This window comes from Burkholderia sp. GbtcB21 (genome assembly GCF_019091065.1).
GTDB lineage: Bacteria > Pseudomonadota > Gammaproteobacteria > Burkholderiales > Burkholderiaceae > Burkholderia > Burkholderia pyrrocinia_C.
Map to the genome: position 1 here is coordinate 482,789 of NZ_JAGXKA010000005.1, position 17,687 is coordinate 500,475.

Here is a 17,687-nt window from a genome sequence, read left to right on the forward strand (position 1 = left end):
CCGCCGTTCGTCCCGCCCGATTCCGAATTTTCGATTCATATTGCGGCGCGCGTGTCGCGCGCTGTTTCCCGTCGTAGGACCGTACCGATGTCGACCTGGTTACTTCCCGAGAATATCGCCGACGTACTGCCGTCGGAAGCGCGCAAGATCGAGGAGCTGCGCCGCAGGCTGCTCGACCGTTTCCGTTCGTACGGCTACGAAATGGTGATGCCGCCGCTGCTCGAGTATCTCGAGTCGCTGCTGACGAGCGGCGGCGCCGATCTGCGCCTGCGCACCTTCAAGCTGGTCGACCAGCTGTCGGGCCGCACGCTCGGCCTGCGCGCAGACATCACGCCGCAGGTCGCGCGGATCGACGCGCACCTGTTGAACCGTCAGGGCGTGACGCGCCTCTGCTATGCGGGCCACGTGATGCATACGCGTCCGCGCGGCCTGCACGCGACGCGCGAGCAGATCCAGATCGGTGCCGAAATCTACGGGCATGCCGGGCTGGAAGCCGATCTCGAGATCCAGCAACTGATGCTCGACGCACTGCATCTCGCGGGCCTGTCGCGCATCCGTCTCGACCTCGGCCATGCGGGCGTGCTCGCGGCGCTGCTGGCGCGCGATGCACAGGCCGCCGAGCGCGGCGAGTCGCTGTACGACGCGCTGTCGGGCAAGGACGTGCCGCTGCTGAACGAACTCACCGACGATCTCGGTGCCGATACGCGCGCAGCGCTGCGCGCGCTGCCGAGCCTTTACGGCGACGCGAGCGTGCTCGCCGAGGCGCGTGCACGGCTGCCGGTGCTGCCCGAAATCACGCGGGCGCTCGACGATCTGGCGCAGCTCGCCGCGCAGGCGAAGGGCGCCGAAGTGGCGATCGATCTCGCCGACCTGCGCGGCTACGCGTACCACAGCGGCGCGATGTTCAGCGCGTACATCGACGGCGTGCCGAACGCGATCGCACGCGGCGGCCGCTACGACCACGTGGGTCAGGCATATGGCCGTGCCCGTCCGGCCACGGGCTTCTCGCTCGACCTGCGCGAGCTCGCGCGGATTTCGCCGGTCGAGGCGCGCGGCACCGCGATTCTCGCGCCGTGGGCGCAGGACGACGCGCTGGGCGCGGCCGTCGCGGCGCTGCGCGATGCGGGCGAGGTCGTGATCCAGGCACTGCCGGGCCACGACCACGTGCTCGACGAGTTCGCATGCGACCGTTCGCTCGTCGAGCGCAACGGCGCATGGGTGGTCGAACCCCGATAAACAGGCGTTCGCGGGCCGTGCTTCGGCGTGCATATCGTTGAAGCGAAACGGAAAAATTCGGAAACGCCCGCGAACATAGGTAGAATACGTTTTTAACCAGCTAACGAATCAACATGTCTGCCAGCGCAGTGAACGTGACTCCCGGGCGCAATGTCGTCGTTGTGGGAACTCAATGGGGTGATGAAGGCAAGGGCAAGATCGTCGACTGGCTGACGGACCACGCTCAGGGCGTCGTGCGTTTCCAGGGCGGTCACAACGCCGGCCACACCCTCATCATCGGCGGCAAGAAAACGATCTTGCGCCTCATTCCGTCGGGCATCATGCGTGAAGGCGTCGCCTGCTACATCGGCAACGGCGTCGTCCTGTCCCCCGAAGCACTGTTCAAGGAAATCGGCGAGCTCGAAGAAGCCGGCGTGAACGTGCGCGACCGTCTGTTCATTTCCGAAGCCGCGACGCTGATCCTGCCGTACCACATCGCGATCGACCAGGCGCGCGAAGCGCGCAAGGGCGCGGGCAAGATCGGCACGACGGGCCGCGGCATCGGCCCCGCGTACGAAGACAAGGTCGGCCGCCGCGCGCTGCGCGTGCAGGACCTGTTCGACGCGAAGACCTTCGCCGACCGCCTGCGCGAAAACCTCGATTTCCACAACTTCGTGCTGACCCAGTACCTGGGTGGCGCGGCCGTCGACTTCCAGGCCACGCTCGACACGATGCTCGGCTATGCCGACCGCCTGAAGCCGATGGTGGCCGACGTGTCGCGCCGCCTGTACGACGCGAACAACGCGGGCCAGAACCTGCTGTTCGAAGGCGCGCAAGGCACGCTGCTCGACATCGATCACGGCACCTATCCGTTCGTCACGTCGAGCAACTGCGTCGCGGGTGCGGCGTCGGCCGGCGCGGGCGTCGGTCCGCAGAAGCTCAACTACATCCTCGGCATCACGAAGGCGTATTGCACGCGCGTCGGTTCGGGCCCGTTCCCGAGCGAACTGTACGATGCGGACAACCCGCAGCGTCAGGACCAGGTCGGCGTCACGCTCGCGAACGTCGGCAAGGAATTCGGTTCCGTCACCGGCCGTCCGCGCCGCACGGGCTGGCTCGATGCGGCCGCGCTGCGCCGCTCGATCCAGATCAACGGCGTGTCGGGCCTGTGCATGACGAAGCTCGACGTGCTCGACGGCCTCGACGAAGTCAAGCTGTGCGTCGGCTACAAGATCGACGGCAAGGATGTGGACATCCTGCCGCGCGGTGCGGCCGATGTGGCCCGTTGCGAGCCCGTGTACGAAACGTTCTCCGGCTGGAAGGAAAGCACGGTCGGCATCAAGACGTGGGAAGCACTGCCGGCGAACGCGCAGGCCTACCTGAGCCGCGTCCAGGAAGTGGCTGGCGTGCCGGTCGACATGGTGTCGACGGGCCCGGACCGCGACGAAACGATCCTGCTCCGCCATCCGTTCAAGGTGTAACCCCAGATGACGCAGCAAATCACGATGACGGCGGCAGACTTGATGACCGATCCGCGCAACGATGACAAGAACCTGTGGGTAGGCTGGGACGAATATCATCGTCTGATCGAGCTGCTTGCGCTCGAGGTGCATGCATCGGGCTGGAAGTTCGACCAGATCCTGTGTCTCGCGCGCGGCGGCCTGCGCGTCGGCGATCAACTGTCGCGCATCTACGACGTGCCGCTCGCGATCCTCGCGACGAGTTCGTACCGGGAAGCGGCCGGCACCGAGCAGGGCGACCTCGACATCGCGCAGTACATCACGATGACGCGCGGCAACCTCGCGGGCAACGTGCTGCTGGTCGACGATCTCGTCGATTCGGGCGTCACGCTCGCGCGTGTGCAGGAGCACCTGAAGGAGCGTTATCCGGCCGTGACGGCCGTGCGTTCGGCCGTGCTCTGGTACAAGGGTTGCTCGAAGGTCAAGCCCGACTATCACACGCAATATCTGCCGACGAATCCGTGGATTCATCAGCCGTTCGAAGAGTGGGACACGGTTCGCCCGCACAACCTCGAGGCATGGATCAAGCGCGGTCGCGCGCAGCGCGACGGTTCGGGCGCGTAAGCGGCCGGCCGATCGAAGGAAAGCCTTGTACGGCGCCGCTTGCGGCGCCGTTTTTCGTTGCGGCACCGTTTGTGCGGCGCGGTGTGCGCTGCGTATCCGGTAGGCAGACGGCGCCGCCCCGGCTATGATGGCAGCCCTGCCACAGCTCGCGCCGGATTGCATGCGCAGCGTGGATCACGTGGTTTCACGGCAACAGAGCAGGGCGGCGTTTCACGGGGGCGCGAGTAGAATAGCGCTCGTTTTGTCCGACCCGGACCCGATTATTACGCTTCATATGAACGACACGATCCACGCGACCGACGCAGCACACGCGCCGCACTCGACGCAACAACACTCGATGCGGGCGCTAGCGATAGCAGCCATCGGCGTCGTGTTCGGCGACATCGGCACCAGCCCGCTGTATTCGCTCAAGGAGGCGTTCAGCCCCGCGCACGGCATTCCGCTGACCGAAAGCTCGATTCTCGGTGTGATCTCGCTGCTGTTCTGGGCGATCATCCTGGTGGTCGGCGTCAAGTACCTGCTGTTCGTGATGCGGGCAGACAACAACGGCGAAGGCGGCGTGCTCGCGCTGATGGCGCTGTCGCTGCGGCCGCTCGACTCGAAAACCCGCGTCGCGGGTGCGCTGATGGCGCTCGGGATATTCGGCGCATGCATGTTCTACGGGGACGCGGTGATCACGCCGGCGATCTCGGTGATGTCGGCCGTCGAAGGTCTCGAAATCGCGACGCCGCACCTGTCGCACCTCGTGCTGCCGATCACGATCGTGATCCTGATCGCGCTGTTCTGGATCCAGCGCCACGGCACCGCGTTGGTCGGCAAGCTGTTCGGCCCGATCATGGTGCTGTGGTTCGTCGTGATCGCGGCGCTCGGCGTGTACCACATCGTGCGCGTGCCGGGCATCATCGCGGCAATCAATCCGTACTACGCAGCGTCGTTCATGGCCGATCACCTGTTGCAGGCCTACGTCGTGCTCGGCTCGGTCGTGCTGGTGCTGACCGGTGCGGAAGCGCTCTACGCGGACATGGGTCACTTCGGCGCGAAGCCGATTCGCCTCGCTGCATACGGGCTCGTGATGCCGTCGCTCGTGCTGAACTACTTCGGCCAGGGCGCGCTGCTGATCCAGAACCCGAAGGCGATCGAGAACCCGTTCTTCCTGCTGGCGCCCGAATGGGGGCTGCTGCCGCTCGTCGTGCTGTCGACGGTTGCGACCGTGATCGCGTCGCAGGCCGTGATCTCGGGTGCATATTCGCTGACGTCGCAGGCGATCCAGCTCGGCTACGTGCCGCGCATGAAGGTGCTGCATACGTCGGAACTCGCGATCGGCCAGATCTACGTGCCGGTCGTGAACTGGCTGCTGCTGTTCGTGATCCTCTGCATCGTGGTCGGCTTCAAGAGCTCCGACAACCTCGCGGCCGCGTACGGCATTGCGGTGACGGCGACGATGGTGATCACGACCGTGCTCGCATGCGTCGTGATGGTGAAGGTGTGGAACTGGAACCGGTTGCTGGTCGGCGCGATCATCGCGGTGTTCCTCGCGATCGACCTCGGCTTTTTCGGCGCGAACCTGCTGAAGGTCGCGCAGGGCGGCTGGCTGCCGCTCGGCATCGGCGCGTTGCTGTTCTTCCTGCTGATGACCTGGTACAAGGGGCGCCACATCGTCAAGGAGCGCACGGCGGCCGACGGCATTCCGCTCGAGCCGTTCCTGCAGGGGCTGCTCGCGCATCCGCCGCATCGCGTGTCGGGCACCGCGATCTACCTGACCGGCAACGACAAGCTCGTGCCAGTCAGCCTGCTGCACAACCTGAAGCACAACAAGGTGCTGCACGAGCGCACCATTTTCCTGACGTTCGTCACGCGCGATTTTCCTTACGTGCGCGACGACAAGCGCCTGAGCTCGCGCGATGCGGGCGGCGGGCTGTACATCGTCAAGGCCGAGTACGGTTTCAACGAGACGCCGGACGTGAAGGCCGTGCTCGAGGAATTCGGCCGCGCGCACGACATGACGTTCGAGCTGATGGATACGTCGTTCTTCCTCGCGCGCGAAACGGTCGTGCCGACGCATCTGCCCGGTATGTCGATCTGGCGCGAGCGCGTGTTCGCGTGGATGCATCAGAACGCCGCGAAGCCGACCGACTTCTTCTCGATTCCGGCGAATCGCGTCGTCGAGCTCGGCACGAAGATCGAGATCTGAGCGGGCGCGGCGCGCGGGCTTTCTGGCCGCGCGCCGCGTCTGTCGACCGCCGAGGCCTGCCGCGATCGTTCGCATCGCGCCGGCTGCAAACGCAAAGCAAACGCAGCCGCCTCGCGCTGCGTGTTCCGCACAAGCCAAACCATCCAATCAGATAGCCGACTGCGTGCGCGCAGGCGCCAGCGAGCGTCGAGTCGTGTGCGTTCGCGGCAGCAATAAAAAAGCCCGCCTTGCGGCGGGCTTTGCGTGCGTCGACGGCTTTCGCGTGCTCAGCGCTTCAGCTTCGCGAATGCCGCGGCCATCGCGCCGGCCGGTTCCGGCTCGCGCGAACGCGGCGGGCGGGCGGCACCGCGCCCCGCGTTGCCGCGATCCTGGCCGCCGCGCGACGACATGCCGGGTGCTGCCGCATCGTCGTCGAGGCGCATCGTCAGCGCAATGCGCTGGCGCTTCACGTCGACGTCGATCACCTTCACCTTGACGACCTGGCCGGCCTTCACGACTTCGTGCGGGTCCTTGATGAACTTCGTCGACATCGCGGACACGTGGACGAGGCCGTCCTGATGGACGCCGATATCCACGAACGCGCCGAACGCGGCGACGTTCGTCACGACCCCTTCGAGCGTCATGCCCGGCACGAGATCCGATACCTTCTCGACGCCTTCGCGGAACGTCGCCGTCTTGAATTCCGGGCGCGGATCGCGGCCCGGCTTCTCCAGTTCGGACAGGATGTCGCGCACGGTCGGCAGGCCGAAACGTTCGTCGACAAATTCCGCAGGGGACAGGCCCGACAGCGCCTCGCGGTTGCCGAGCACGTCGTCGATGCGCTTGCTGATCTTCGCGAGCATCCGCTCGACGACAGGATAGGCTTCCGGGTGCACCGACGAGCGGTCGAGCGGATTTTCACCGCCGTTGATGCGCAGGAAGCCGGCGGCCTGCTCGAACGTCTTGTCGCCGAGGCGCGGCACCTTGCGCAGGTGCTCGCGCGACGGGAACGGGCCGTTCGCATCGCGGTAGTCGACGATGTTGCGCGCGAGCGTCGCGTTCAGGCCCGACACGCGTGCGAGCAGCGGGGCGGATGCCGTGTTCGCGTCGACGCCGACCGCGTTCACGCAATCCTCGACGACCGCGTCGAGCGAGCGGGCGAGTTCGCGCTGGTTCACGTCGTGCTGGTACTGGCCGACGCCGATCGCCTTCGGCTCGATCTTCACGAGCTCGGCGAGCGGGTCCTGCAGGCGGCGCGCGATCGACACGGCGCCGCGCAGCGACACGTCGAGCTCCGGGAATTCCTTCGCCGCGAGCTCGGACGCCGAGTAGACCGACGCGCCGGCTTCCGACACGACGATCTTCTGCAGGCGCAGCTCGGGGTGTTTCGCGATCAGTTCGCTCGCGAGCTTGTCGGTTTCGCGCGACGCGGTGCCGTTGCCGATGCTGATCAGTTCGGCCTGCGTCTGCGCGGCGATGCGCGCGAGTTTCGCGATCGAGCCGTCCCAGTCGCGGCGCGGCTCGTGCGGGTAGATCGTGTCGGTCGCGAGTACCTTGCCGGTGCGGTCGACGACCGCGACCTTCACGCCGGTGCGCAGGCCGGGGTCGAGACCGATCACGGCCTTCGGGCCGGCCGGTGCCGCGAGCAGCAGGTCGTTCAGGTTGCGCGCGAACACGCGGATCGCTTCGGTTTCGGCGGTTTCGCGCAGTTGCGTGAGCAGTTCGTTCTCGATATGCGGCTGCACCTTCACGCGCCAGCACCAGCGGCATACGTCGGACAGCCATTTGTCGGCCGGGCGGTTCTGGTTCGCGATACCGAAATGGCGCGCGATCATCGCCTCGCCGGGATGCGGCACCTGCGCGTCGAGCTCTTCGCCGAGGCCGAGCTTCACCGTCAGCACGCCCGCGTTGCGGCCGCGGAACAGTGCGAGTGCGCGGTGCGACGGCACGGTCTTGATCGTTTCCGCGTAGTCGTAATAGTCGCGGAATTTCTCGCCTTCCTCGTTTTCCTTGCCCTCGACGACAGCCGACGACACGACGCCCTGGTTGTGCAGGTAGTCGCGCAGCTTGCCGAGCAGCTCAGCCGTCTCGCCGAACTGTTCGGACAGGATGTCGCGTGCGCCGTCGAGCGCGGCCTTCACGTCGGCGACGCCCTTGTCGGCGTCGACATACGCGGCCGCCTCGGCCTGCGGGTCGAGCAGCGGGTTCGCGAGCAGCGCCTGCGCGAGCGGCTCGAGGCCGGCTTCGCGGGCGATCTGCGCGCGCGTACGGCGCTTCGGCTTGTACGGCAGATAGAGGTCTTCGAGCACCTGCTTGCTGTCGGCCGCGTCGATCGCGGCACGCAGTTCGTCGGTCAGCTTGCCCTGTTCGTCGATGCTCGACAGGATCGCCGCGCGGCGATCCTCGAGTTCGCGCAGATACAGGAGGCGTTCCTCGAGCTGGCGCAGCTGCGTGTCGTCCAGGTTGCCGGTCACTTCCTTGCGGTACCGGGCAATGAACGGAACGGTCGAGCCTTCGTCGAGGAGTTGCACGGCCGCCGCGACCTGGCGCGGCTGGACGGACAGTTCGGTGGCGATGCGCTGTACGATCTTGAGTGCTACGGTTTCCGTCATGTCGTGGATGATCTGCCTGCTGAAATCGCGGCGCGGGCCGGCAGGCCCGGAGCGGCAGGCTGCACGGCGGCCCGACGGGCCAGATGCCGCGGGTGGGTGAAGCGGGGCATTTTGCCATAAATGGCGGAGCGCCCAGCCGGGGGTGATAGAATTTGACACATGTCCCGCAGCTTTCCTACGACGTTGCCAACTTCCCGCATTTCTCTCGCCGCGCTCGGCGCAGCGCTCGCCGCGGCTTTGTCTGCCGGGCCTTCCGGTGCGTTCGCGCAGGCTTCCGACGCAACCGCGCCGGAAGCCGTCGCAGCCGCACCCGCTACGGCCACAGCCGCACCGGATTTCGACGCCCGTCAAAAAGTGCTCAATCAGCGCTCCGCGGAAAACGATTATCGTTATGCGGTGGCCGAGCACGATTGCTACAGCAAGTTCTTCGTCAATCACTGTCTCGGCAAGGCTCGCGACCAGATGCGCGACGAGCGGGCGAGCATCCGCCAGGAGCAGCTTGCGCTGAACGACGAGCAGCGCGCGGTGCGCGCGCAGCAGCGCGACCAGCAACAGGCGCTGAAGCAGGCGCAGAATGCGGCGGAAGCGCCGCAGCGCGCGGCGAACGACGCGGCGAACGCGGCTGCGTTCCGCGACAAGCAGGAGCAGAATGCGCTGAAGCAGGCACAGCGCGGCGCGGAAGGGCCGCAGCGCGCGGCGAGCAAGCAGGCATACGACCAGAAGCAGGCCGACTTCCAGCGCAAGCTCGACCAGGCGCACCAGCAGGCGGCGCAGAAGGCGCAGGAGCGGGCGGACAACGCCGTGCGCTACGAGCAGAAGCAGAAGGAAGCCGCGCAGCACAAGGCCGATGTCGAGCGGCGTCAGCAGGAAGCGGCCGAGAAGGCCAAGCAGCAGCAACAGCAGGGGCAGTAACGTGTTGGATTGATCGGGATCAGTCTCGTGCGCGTTGGCACGCCAGCCGGCGCGCTGCTTCGATGAGGAGGCAAACATGCAAAACCGTCTCACGGAACAGCAGCAGGAATTGCACAACCGTTTGGCTGCATTGCAGGAGCAGCACCAGCAGCTCGCTCGGGAGATCGAGCTGAAGGAAGGACACTCCGACATCGACGACATCACGCTGCACCGGCTGAAGAAGGAAAAGCTGGCAGCCAAGGACAAAATCATTTTGCTGCAATCGCAGCTGGAACCGGATAAGCGCGCCTGAGCGCGGCCTGGCAAGCGCCGGCGCCGCTCGGGCGCTGGACACAGGAACGCTTGCCTTGAATTCACCGCTTGAAGCCACCCCCGATGCCCGGCGAGACGCGTCGTCCGCCGGGCGCGTTCGTGCGCCCGAAGGCACCTTCGAGCTGAGCCGCAAGCGCGTCGACGAACTCGACACGATCTTCGGCGAAGGCGGGTTGCTGGCGCGCGCGCTCGACGGCTATCGGCCGCGTACGTCGCAGATCGAGATGGCGCGTGCGGTTGCGTCCGCGATGGAAGCGTCCGCGCGCCGGATGCCCGAACCCGAGATCTTCGAAACCCGCAAGCGGCCGGCGCGCCGCCTCGGCGACGGCGACAAGACGGCCGGGCCGGCGGCGGACGATGCCGCGGCCGCCGAGTCCGACAGCGACGCAGGCGACAACACGCTGATCGTCGAGGCCGGTACGGGTACCGGCAAGACCTACGCGTATCTCGTGCCCGCGATGCTGTGGGGCGGCAAGGTGATCGTGTCGACCGGCACGAAGCACCTGCAGGACCAGTTGTTCCAGCGCGACATCCCGACCGTGCGCAACGCGCTCGCGGTGCCGGTGACGGTCGCGATGCTCAAGGGTCGCGCAAACTACTTGTGCCACTACTACCTGCAACGCACGGCCGACAACGGCCGCCTGCCGTCGCGGCAGGACACGGCCTACCTGCAGGAAATCGTCCGCTTCGCGAAGCTCACGAAGAGCGGCGACAAGGCCGAACTCGCGAGCGTGCCGGAAACGGCACCCGTGTGGTCGATGGTCACGTCGACGCGCGACAACTGCCTCGGCCAGGAGTGCCCGCACTACAAGGAATGCTTCGTGATGCAGGCGCGGCGCGAGGCACAGCAGGCCGACGTCGTCGTCGTCAACCACCACCTGTTCTTCGCGGACATCATGCTGCGCGACACGGGGATGGCCGAACTGCTGCCGAACGCGAACACGATCATCTTCGACGAAGCGCACCAGTTGCCGGAGACGGCGACGTTGTTCTTCGGCGAGACGCTGTCGACGACGCAGATCCTCGAGCTCGCGCGCGACACGGTGGCCGAAGGCCTGAGCCATGCGCGCGACGCGGTCGAGTGGGTGAAGCTCGGCGGCGATCTCGAACGGGCGGCACGCGACTTGCGCCTCGCGTTCGCGAACGACCAGATCGTCCGCATGTCGCTCGCCCAGCTCGGCGACGATCATCCGATGTTCGGCGCGCTCGACGCGCTCGAGGCGGCGCTCGATGCGCTCGCGTCGGCGCTCGCGAGCCAGGCCGAACGGGCGGAGTCGCTCGGTGCATGCCTGCGGCGCGCACGCGAATTGCAGGACCTGCTGGCCGGCTGGGTCGCGCCCGGCGCGGCGGAGGCGGCCGCGAAGGCCGATGAGGCAGCGGCCGGCGACAAGGCGGCGTCCGACGGCGATCCGAACGAGAAGGTGCGCTGGGTCGAGGTGTTCGCGCATACCGTCCAGTTGCACGAAACGCCGCTGTCGGTTGCGCCGATCTTTGCGAAGCAGCGCGCGGGCGTGCCCCGTGCATGGGTGTTCACGTCGGCCACGTTGTCGGTGCGCGGCGATTTCACGCACTACGCGGCGCAGATGGGCCTCAGCTCGCGTCGTTCGATGACGCTCGCAAGCCCGTTCGACTACCAGTCGCAGGGGCTGCTGTACGTGCCTCGCAACCTGCCGCAGCCGTCTTCGCCCGCATTTACCGATGCCGTCTTCGATGCCGCGCTGCCGGCGATCGAGGCGTCCGGCGGCGGCGTGTTCATGCTGTGCACGACGTTGCGCGCGGTCGACCGGATCGCGTCGAAGCTGCGCGACGTGATCGAAGCGCGCGGCTGGAATACGCCGCTGCTCGTGCAGGGCGATGCGAGCCGCACCGAGCTGCTCGATCGCTTCCGCGCGTATGGCAACGCGATCCTGGTCGGCAGCCAGAGTTTCTGGGAAGGCGTCGACGTGCGCGGCGACGCGCTGTCGCTCGTCGTGATCGACAAGCTGCCGTTCGCACCGCCCGACGATCCGGTGCTGGCCGCGCGGCTCGACGCGCTGACGAAGAAGGGCTTGAGCCCGTTCGCCGTGCACCAGTTGCCGCAGGCCGTGATTACGCTGAAGCAGGGCGCGGGCCGGCTGATTCGTGCGGAGACGGATCGCGGCGTGCTGATGATCTGCGACACGCGGCTCGTCGACAAGCCTTACGGGCGCCGGATCTGGCAGAGCCTGCCGCCGTTCAAGCGGACCCGCGAGATCGCGGTCGTCCAGGACTTCTTCGACGAGCACCGCTCGGAAAAACGCATGTGACGGCGCGCGCGGCGACCGCCGCGCGACCGCGCCTGTGCCGCCGCAATGCGGCGCCAACAAAAAACCCGGCTCGATGGCCGGGTTTTTTGTTCGTGCAACTGGCGTTGCGTCGCGCAGCGCTTTAGAACTGCCACCACGACTTCTTCGCACCGGGGCGCGAATGGCCGGTCACGTACGGGCTGTCGGGGAACGTGCCCGCCAGCACGCGCTTCGTGTCCTCGGCGAGTTGCGGCTGGTTCAGCTTGCCGTACGACAGGATCATGATGTGCAGCGCGTCCTCGATCGCCGGCGCGCCCTTGTAGTCCTTGATCGCGAGCTGCGCGCGGTTGATGGCCGCGACATACGCGCCACGACGGTAGTAGTAGTCGGCCGCGTGCACTTCGTGCGACGCGAGCGCGTTGACGATGTAGCGCATCCGTGCAGCCGCGTCGGGCGCGTACTTGCTCTTCGGGAAGCGGTCGACGACGACCTTGAACGCATCGTACGATTCGCGCAGCGCCTGCGGATCGCGCTCGCTCATGTCCTGGCCGGAGAAGCGGCCGAACAGGCCCAGATCGTCGTTGAAGTGGATCATCCCCTTCAGGTAGTACGCGTACGGGATATCCGGATGATCGGGGTGGAGCTGGATGAAGCGGTCGACGGCCTGGTCGGCGGCTGCCGCTTCGTTATCCTTCCAGTTGCAGTATGCAACGTTGATCTGCGCCTGTTGCGCGAAATGGCCGAACGGATCGCGACCTTGCAGCGATTCGAAATATTTCGCGCACTTGCCCCAGTCGCCGCCGGACAGTGCGTCCTGGGCCTCTGAGTATAATTTGTTGTTCGACCAGGTAGCCGTCTCGTCCTGCTTCTGCGGCAAGCCGTGGCAGCCGGCGATGAGGGCCGCGGCCGCTACCGCCGCAGCCCGGGCGGCGACGGTTCTGGCCGTACGTTTGGTCGAATTCATCATGCTCGCATGTCCTAGCTTCAAGTCTCGGTGACCCAGTCTAAATGACCCGTTCAAGTTCGCAGAATGCCCAGCCGGGCACACCAAATCGCGAAGATTATAGCCCAAGCGGTCGGCCCGCCGACGCTGCCTCGGGGGATTCCCTCGATGACGATCTGACCGGCGACGTATTGCAACCGCCCGTGGCGCCGTCCGCGGCGGGCGATGACGCGCCGCGCGTCGTCGAAGTGCCGCTGTCGCTCGCGGGCGAACGCCTCGACAAGGCGCTCGCCCAGCTGTTCCCCGAATTCTCCCGCAGCCGCCTGCAGAGCTGGATCGAGGCGCAGCGCGTGCTGCTCGACGGCGCGCCGGCGAAGATCCGCCAGCCGGTGCCGCTCGGCGCGAAGATCGAGCTCGTGCCCGACCTGCTTCCCGAGCAGCTCGCGTTCACGCCGGAGCCCGTGCCGCTCGACGTCATCTACGAGGACGACGCGCTCGTCGTCATCAACAAGCCGGCCGGCCTCGTCGTGCACCCGGCGGCCGGCAACTGGAGCGGCACGATCCTGAACGGCCTGCTGCATCGCTACGGCGACGCGGCGGCCGGCCTGCCGCGCGCGGGGATCGTCCACCGGCTCGACAAGGAGACCTCCGGCCTGATGGTGGTGGCACGCACGCTGGCCGCGCAGACGGACCTCGTGCGCCAGCTGCAGGCCCGCACGGTGAAGCGCCGCTATTTCGCGCTCGTGTGGGGCACGATGCCCGAGGAAGGCACGATCGACGCGCCGATCGGCCGCGATCCGCGCGAGCGTACGCGCATGGCTGTCGTCACGGGCGCGTCGGGCAAGCCCGCGCGCACGCATTTCCGCACGGTTGACACATGCGTGTGGCAACGTCAGCCGGTTTCGGCGATCCAGTGCGACCTCGAAACCGGCCGCACGCATCAGATCCGCGTGCACTGCGCGCATGCCGGGCACCCGTTGCTCGGCGATCCCGTCTACGGACGCGCGCGCGGCAAGCGCTCGGTCGCGCCGCTTCCGGACGGGTTCGCGCGACAGGCGCTGCATGCATGGCGGCTCGGCCTCGTGCATCCGGTCACCGGCAAGGCGATGCAGTGGCGCTGCCCGTTGCCGGACGACATGAACGCACTCGTCGCGGCGCTCGGCTTCGGGCAGGGCGACGAGGAATTCGACGACGACGACGGTGTCTACGACGATGACGATTTCGGCGGCGAGTATCACGACGATGAGCCGTACCTGGACGATGAGGAGGAGTGAGTGCCGATGACGAACCTGACGCCGTTGACGTGGCAGGACTGCGTGCAGCCCGACTGGCAGGTGTCGCCGCGCGTGCGCGCGCTGATCACGACGCGCGACGGCGGCGTGAGCGAAGGCCCGTACGGGCGCTGGCAGGACGGTGCCGCGTTGGCTGGCGGGATGAATCTCGGCCTGCATACCGGTGACGATCCCGTCCATGTCGCCGCGAATCGCGCGCGCTTGCTCGCGCTGGCAGGCCAGTCGAGCGCGGCATGGCTCGAGCAGGTTCACGGCGCGCAGATCGTGCGCGCGGACGAGGTGATCGCGGCGGCGCCCGCGGCTGCGGCACCGGTGCGGGCCGACGCGAGCGTCACGGACCGGACGGGCGCCGTCTGCGTCGTGATGGTGGCCGACTGCCTGCCCGTGCTGCTGTGCGACGCGCGGGGCCGCGCGGTCGGCGCCGCGCATGCGGGCTGGCGCGGGCTCGCGGCCGGCATCGTCGAGCAGACCGCGGCGCGCGTCGCGGCACTCGCGGGCGGCGCGACGGACACGCTTCATGCGTACCTCGGGCCGGCGATAGGCCCGCAGGCGTTCGAGGTCGGCGCCGACGTGCGCGACGCGTTTCTCGACACGGCCCCGCAGTCGGAGCATGATGAAACCCGTCGTGCGTTCGTCGCGATCGACGGCACGCCCGGCAAGTTTCTCGCCGATCTCCATGCGCTCGCGCGCCTGCGCCTCGCGCGTGCCGGCGTGGCGCACGTGAGCGGCGGGACCGCCTGTACGGTCACCGAACGCGCGCGCTTCTATTCGTACCGGCGCGACCGCGTGACGGGCCGCATGGCGGCGGCGATCTGGCTGGCCGATTGACGCATGCGCATGCGCGCATGGTTTTGTTGCGTCGCGAAATCGGTTATCTCGATATTTAGACGGCAATGCGGCGTTGCATGCGCAGCCGAATGAAAAATCCCGAAGTCAAGTCGACCAAAATGTTTTATGTTTCGCCGAAACCCTTGTCCCGTCTGTTGCGCACGGATTATCTCTGTGCGGAAATGTTCAGCGGTTTGACATGGCGCTTCACATGGGGAAAACGATAATGATAAAAATACCGCACTGCGGCAGAATCTGGAGACGCCTCTCCAGAGCATGACGGCCCGGCTCGCAGCCGGCACGCCGCGCGCGAGCAGGATTTCACGATAGACGCTCACGAATCACCGGTAAGGCAGGTAATGACAGCATCGAAAAATTCGTCGACGTCCGCTCAGGCGGGCACTTCCACGGGCAGCACCGGCTTCGATCCGGCCGCCCAGCCGATGCAGCAGATGTTCGAATCGTGGTTGAGCGCGTGGCGCGGTTTTGCAGATCCGGCGCGCGCCGCGACTGCGTCGGCCACCGCCAATCCGTTCGCGACATTCCAGTTCCCGACTTCGTTTCCGTTCCAGGTGCCGTCGATGCCCGATCTGGGCAGCATGGCGTCGCCGTTCGCGGGGCTGAAGCTGCCGGTTGCGGCGATTCCGCCCGAACGGCTGCAGACACTGCAGGCCGACTACGCGCGCGATTGCATGACGCTGATGCAGCAGGCGGCCGCCGCGAAGCTCGAATCGCCCGAACTGAAGGACCGCCGCTTCAGCGGCGATGCATGGAAGGCGTCGCCGGCGCATGCGTTCGCGGCTGCCTGGTATCTGCTCAACGCGCGCTATCTGCAGGAACTGGCCGACGCGCTTCAGACCGATCCGAAGACGCGCGAGCGCATTCGGTTCACGGTCCAGCAATGGACGGCCGCCGCCGCGCCGAGCAACTTCCTCGCACTCAATCCCGACGCGCAGAAATCGATTCTCGAGACGCAGGGCGAAAGCTTGCGGCAGGGGATGATGAACCTGCTCGGCGACCTGCAGCGCGGCAAGATTTCACAGACCGACGAATCGCAGTTCGTGGTCGGCAAGAACCTCGGGTGTACTGAAGGCGCGGTCGTCTACGAGAACGACCTGATCCAGTTGATCCAGTACACGCCGAAGACGGACAAGGTGTTCGAGCGGCCGCTGCTGATCGTTCCGCCGTGCATCAACAAGTTCTACATCCTCGACCTGCAGCCCGAGAATTCGCTCGTCGCGCACGCGCTGTCGAGCGGCCATCAGGTGTTCCTCGTGTCGTGGCGCAATGCGGATGCATCGGTCGCGCACAAGACGTGGGACGACTACATGAACGAAGGGCTGCTCGCGGCGATCGATGCCGTGCAGCAGGTCAGCGGCCGCGAACAGATCAACACGCTCGGCTTCTGCGTCGGCGGCACGATGCTCGCGACCGCGCTGGCGGTGCTCGCCGCGCGCGGCGAGCACCCGGCCGCGTCGATGACGCTGCTCACCGCGATGCTCGACTTCACCGACACGGGCATTCTCGACGTGTTCGTCGACGAGGCGCACGTGCAGATGCGCGAGCAGACCATCGGCGGCAAGAACGGCACGCAACCGGGGCTGATGCGCGGCGTCGAGTTCGCGAACACGTTCTCGTTCCTGCGGCCGAATGATCTCGTGTGGAACTACGTCGTCGACAACTACCTGAAGGGCCGCACGCCCGCGCCGTTCGATCTGCTGTACTGGAACAGCGACTCGACGAGCCTGCCGGGCCCGATGTACGCGTGGTACCTGCGCAATACCTATCTCGAGAACAAGCTGCGCGAGCCGGGCGCGCTGACCGTGTGCGGCGAATCCGTCGACCTGTCGCTGATCGACGTGCCGACCTTCATCTATGGCTCGCGCGAGGATCACATCGTGCCGTGGCAGACGGCCTACGCGTCGACGTCGATCCTGTCGGGCCCGCTGAAGTTCGTGCTCGGCGCGTCGGGTCACATCGCGGGCGTGATCAATCCGCCGGCGAAGAAGAAGCGCAGCTACTGGGTCAACGACAGCGACCTGCCCGAAGCCGCGGACGACTGGTTCGCCGGTGCGGCCGAGCAGCCGGGAAGCTGGTGGACGACCTGGGTCGAGTGGCTCGACCAGTACGGCGGCCGCAAGGTGGCGCCACCCGCCAAGCCGGGTTCCGCGCAGTTCCCGGTGATCGAGCCGGCGCCGGGGCGCTACGTATTGCAGCGCGATTGACGAAAACCGGACAGCGGCGCACGCTGTCCGATGCACCGCAGTTTTTTTAACAGGGCCGGTAACGATGCGCCGTGTCGTGCGGGCCTGGAGGACAGGGAAATGACGGACGTAGTGATCGTATCGGCCGCGCGGACCGCGGTCGGCAAATTCGGCGGCACGCTTGCGAAGATTGCGGCGCCTGAGCTGGGCGCGACGGTGATCCGCGCGGTGCTGGAGCGTGCGGGCGTGAAGCCCGAGCAGGTCAGCGAAGTGATCATGGGCCAGGTGTTGACGGCCGGCTCGGGGCAGAACCCGGCGCGGCAGTCGCTGATCAAGGCCGGGCTGCCGTCGGCAGTGCCGGGGATGACGATCAACAAGGTGTGCGGCTCGGGCCTGAAGGCCGTGATGCTGGCGGCGAACGCGATCGTCGCGGGCGACGCGGAGATCGTGATCGCGGGCGGCCAGGAGAACATGAGCGCGTCGCCGCACGTGCTGCCGGGCTCGCGCGACGGGTTCCGGATGGGCGACGCGAAGCTGGTCGACACGATGATCGTCGACGGGCTGTGGGACGTGTACAACCAGTACCACATGGGCATCACGGCGGAGAACGTCGCGAAGGAATACGGTATTACGCGCGAAGAGCAGGACGCGTTCGCGGCGCTGTCGCAGAACAAGGCGGAAGCCGCGCAGAAGGCCGGGCGCTTCGACGACGAGATCGTGCCGGTGTCGATTCCGCAACGCAAGGGCGAGCCGCTGCAGTTCGCGACCGACGAGTTCGTGCGTCACGGCGTGACGGCGGAATCGCTGGCGGGGCTGAAGCCGGCGTTCTCGAAGGACGGTTCGGTGACGGC

The 17,687-nt window shown here is 66.8% G+C and carries 13 protein-coding genes; 11 read left to right on the plus strand and 2 right to left on the minus strand.

What is annotated here, in order from left to right:
* Positions 1–87 precede the first annotated feature (87 nt).
* The 4 genes from KVT39_RS15525 (at position 88) to KVT39_RS15540 (ending at position 5,490) form a co-directional block, all read left to right on the plus strand.
* A complete protein-coding gene (locus tag KVT39_RS15525; protein WP_034181290.1) occupies positions 88–1,236 on the plus strand; it encodes an ATP phosphoribosyltransferase regulatory subunit in 1,149 nt (382 codons plus the stop codon).
* Positions 1,237–1,349: 113 nt separating this feature from the next.
* Entirely contained in the window at positions 1,350–2,696 is a 1,347-nt protein-coding gene (locus tag KVT39_RS15530) for an adenylosuccinate synthase (RefSeq protein WP_034181291.1), read from the plus strand.
* 6 nt (positions 2,697–2,702) lie between these two features.
* Positions 2,703–3,299, plus strand: coding sequence for a phosphoribosyltransferase (locus tag KVT39_RS15535; RefSeq protein WP_034181292.1), 597 nt, complete (start codon positions 2,703–2,705; stop codon positions 3,297–3,299).
* 274 nt (positions 3,300–3,573) lie between these two features.
* On the plus strand, positions 3,574–5,490 hold the full coding sequence (locus tag KVT39_RS15540) for a potassium transporter Kup (RefSeq protein WP_034181293.1): 1,917 nt from the start codon (positions 3,574–3,576) through the stop codon (positions 5,488–5,490).
* Between the two features lie 266 nt (positions 5,491–5,756).
* On the opposite strand, the gene KVT39_RS15545 is transcribed toward KVT39_RS15540, so the two are convergent.
* Positions 5,757–8,081 carry a Tex family protein gene (locus KVT39_RS15545; protein WP_217589500.1) on the minus strand — a complete coding sequence of 775 codons (2,325 nt, stop codon included), beginning with the start codon at positions 8,079–8,081 and terminating at the stop codon, positions 5,757–5,759.
* Between the two features lie 159 nt (positions 8,082–8,240).
* On the opposite strand from KVT39_RS15545, the gene KVT39_RS15550 reads away from it, so the two are divergent.
* The 3 genes from KVT39_RS15550 to KVT39_RS15560 all read left to right on the plus strand — a co-directional run bounded on the left by KVT39_RS15550 (position 8,241) and on the right by KVT39_RS15560 (position 11,590).
* Complete coding sequence (locus KVT39_RS15550) at positions 8,241–8,993, plus strand: hypothetical protein (protein WP_034181295.1); 753 nt, start codon at positions 8,241–8,243, stop codon at positions 8,991–8,993.
* Positions 8,994–9,069: 76 nt separating this feature from the next.
* On the plus strand, positions 9,070–9,285 hold the full coding sequence (locus tag KVT39_RS15555; RefSeq protein WP_034181296.1) for a YdcH family protein: 216 nt from the start codon (positions 9,070–9,072) through the stop codon (positions 9,283–9,285).
* A gap of 55 nt (positions 9,286–9,340) precedes the next feature.
* A complete protein-coding gene (locus KVT39_RS15560; protein ID WP_105392270.1) occupies positions 9,341–11,590 on the plus strand; it encodes an ATP-dependent DNA helicase in 2,250 nt (749 codons plus the stop codon).
* 121 nt (positions 11,591–11,711) lie between these two features.
* On the opposite strand, the gene KVT39_RS15565 is transcribed toward KVT39_RS15560, so the two are convergent.
* Positions 11,712–12,536 carry an outer membrane protein assembly factor BamD gene (locus KVT39_RS15565; protein WP_021163132.1) on the minus strand — a complete coding sequence of 275 codons (825 nt, stop codon included), beginning with the start codon at positions 12,534–12,536 and terminating at the stop codon, positions 11,712–11,714.
* A 41-nt stretch (positions 12,537–12,577) separates the two neighbouring features.
* Between KVT39_RS15565 and KVT39_RS15570 the strand changes: the two genes are divergently transcribed.
* From KVT39_RS15570 to KVT39_RS15585, 4 genes are all read left to right on the plus strand, one after another.
* Positions 12,578–13,786, plus strand: coding sequence for an RluA family pseudouridine synthase (locus KVT39_RS15570; protein WP_034181298.1), 1,209 nt, complete (start codon positions 12,578–12,580; stop codon positions 13,784–13,786).
* Positions 13,787–13,792: 6 nt separating this feature from the next.
* Positions 13,793–14,632, plus strand: a complete 840-nt coding sequence (pgeF, locus tag KVT39_RS15575) for a peptidoglycan editing factor PgeF (protein ID WP_217589501.1) — start codon at positions 13,793–13,795, stop codon at positions 14,630–14,632.
* Between the two features lie 359 nt (positions 14,633–14,991).
* On the plus strand, positions 14,992–16,857 hold the full coding sequence (gene phaC / locus KVT39_RS15580; RefSeq protein WP_217589502.1) for a class I poly(R)-hydroxyalkanoic acid synthase: 1,866 nt from the start codon (positions 14,992–14,994) through the stop codon (positions 16,855–16,857).
* Positions 16,858–16,956: 99 nt separating this feature from the next.
* The coding region (locus KVT39_RS15585) for an acetyl-CoA C-acyltransferase (RefSeq protein ID WP_217589503.1) at positions 16,957–17,687 on the plus strand (731 nt) is incomplete at its 3' end.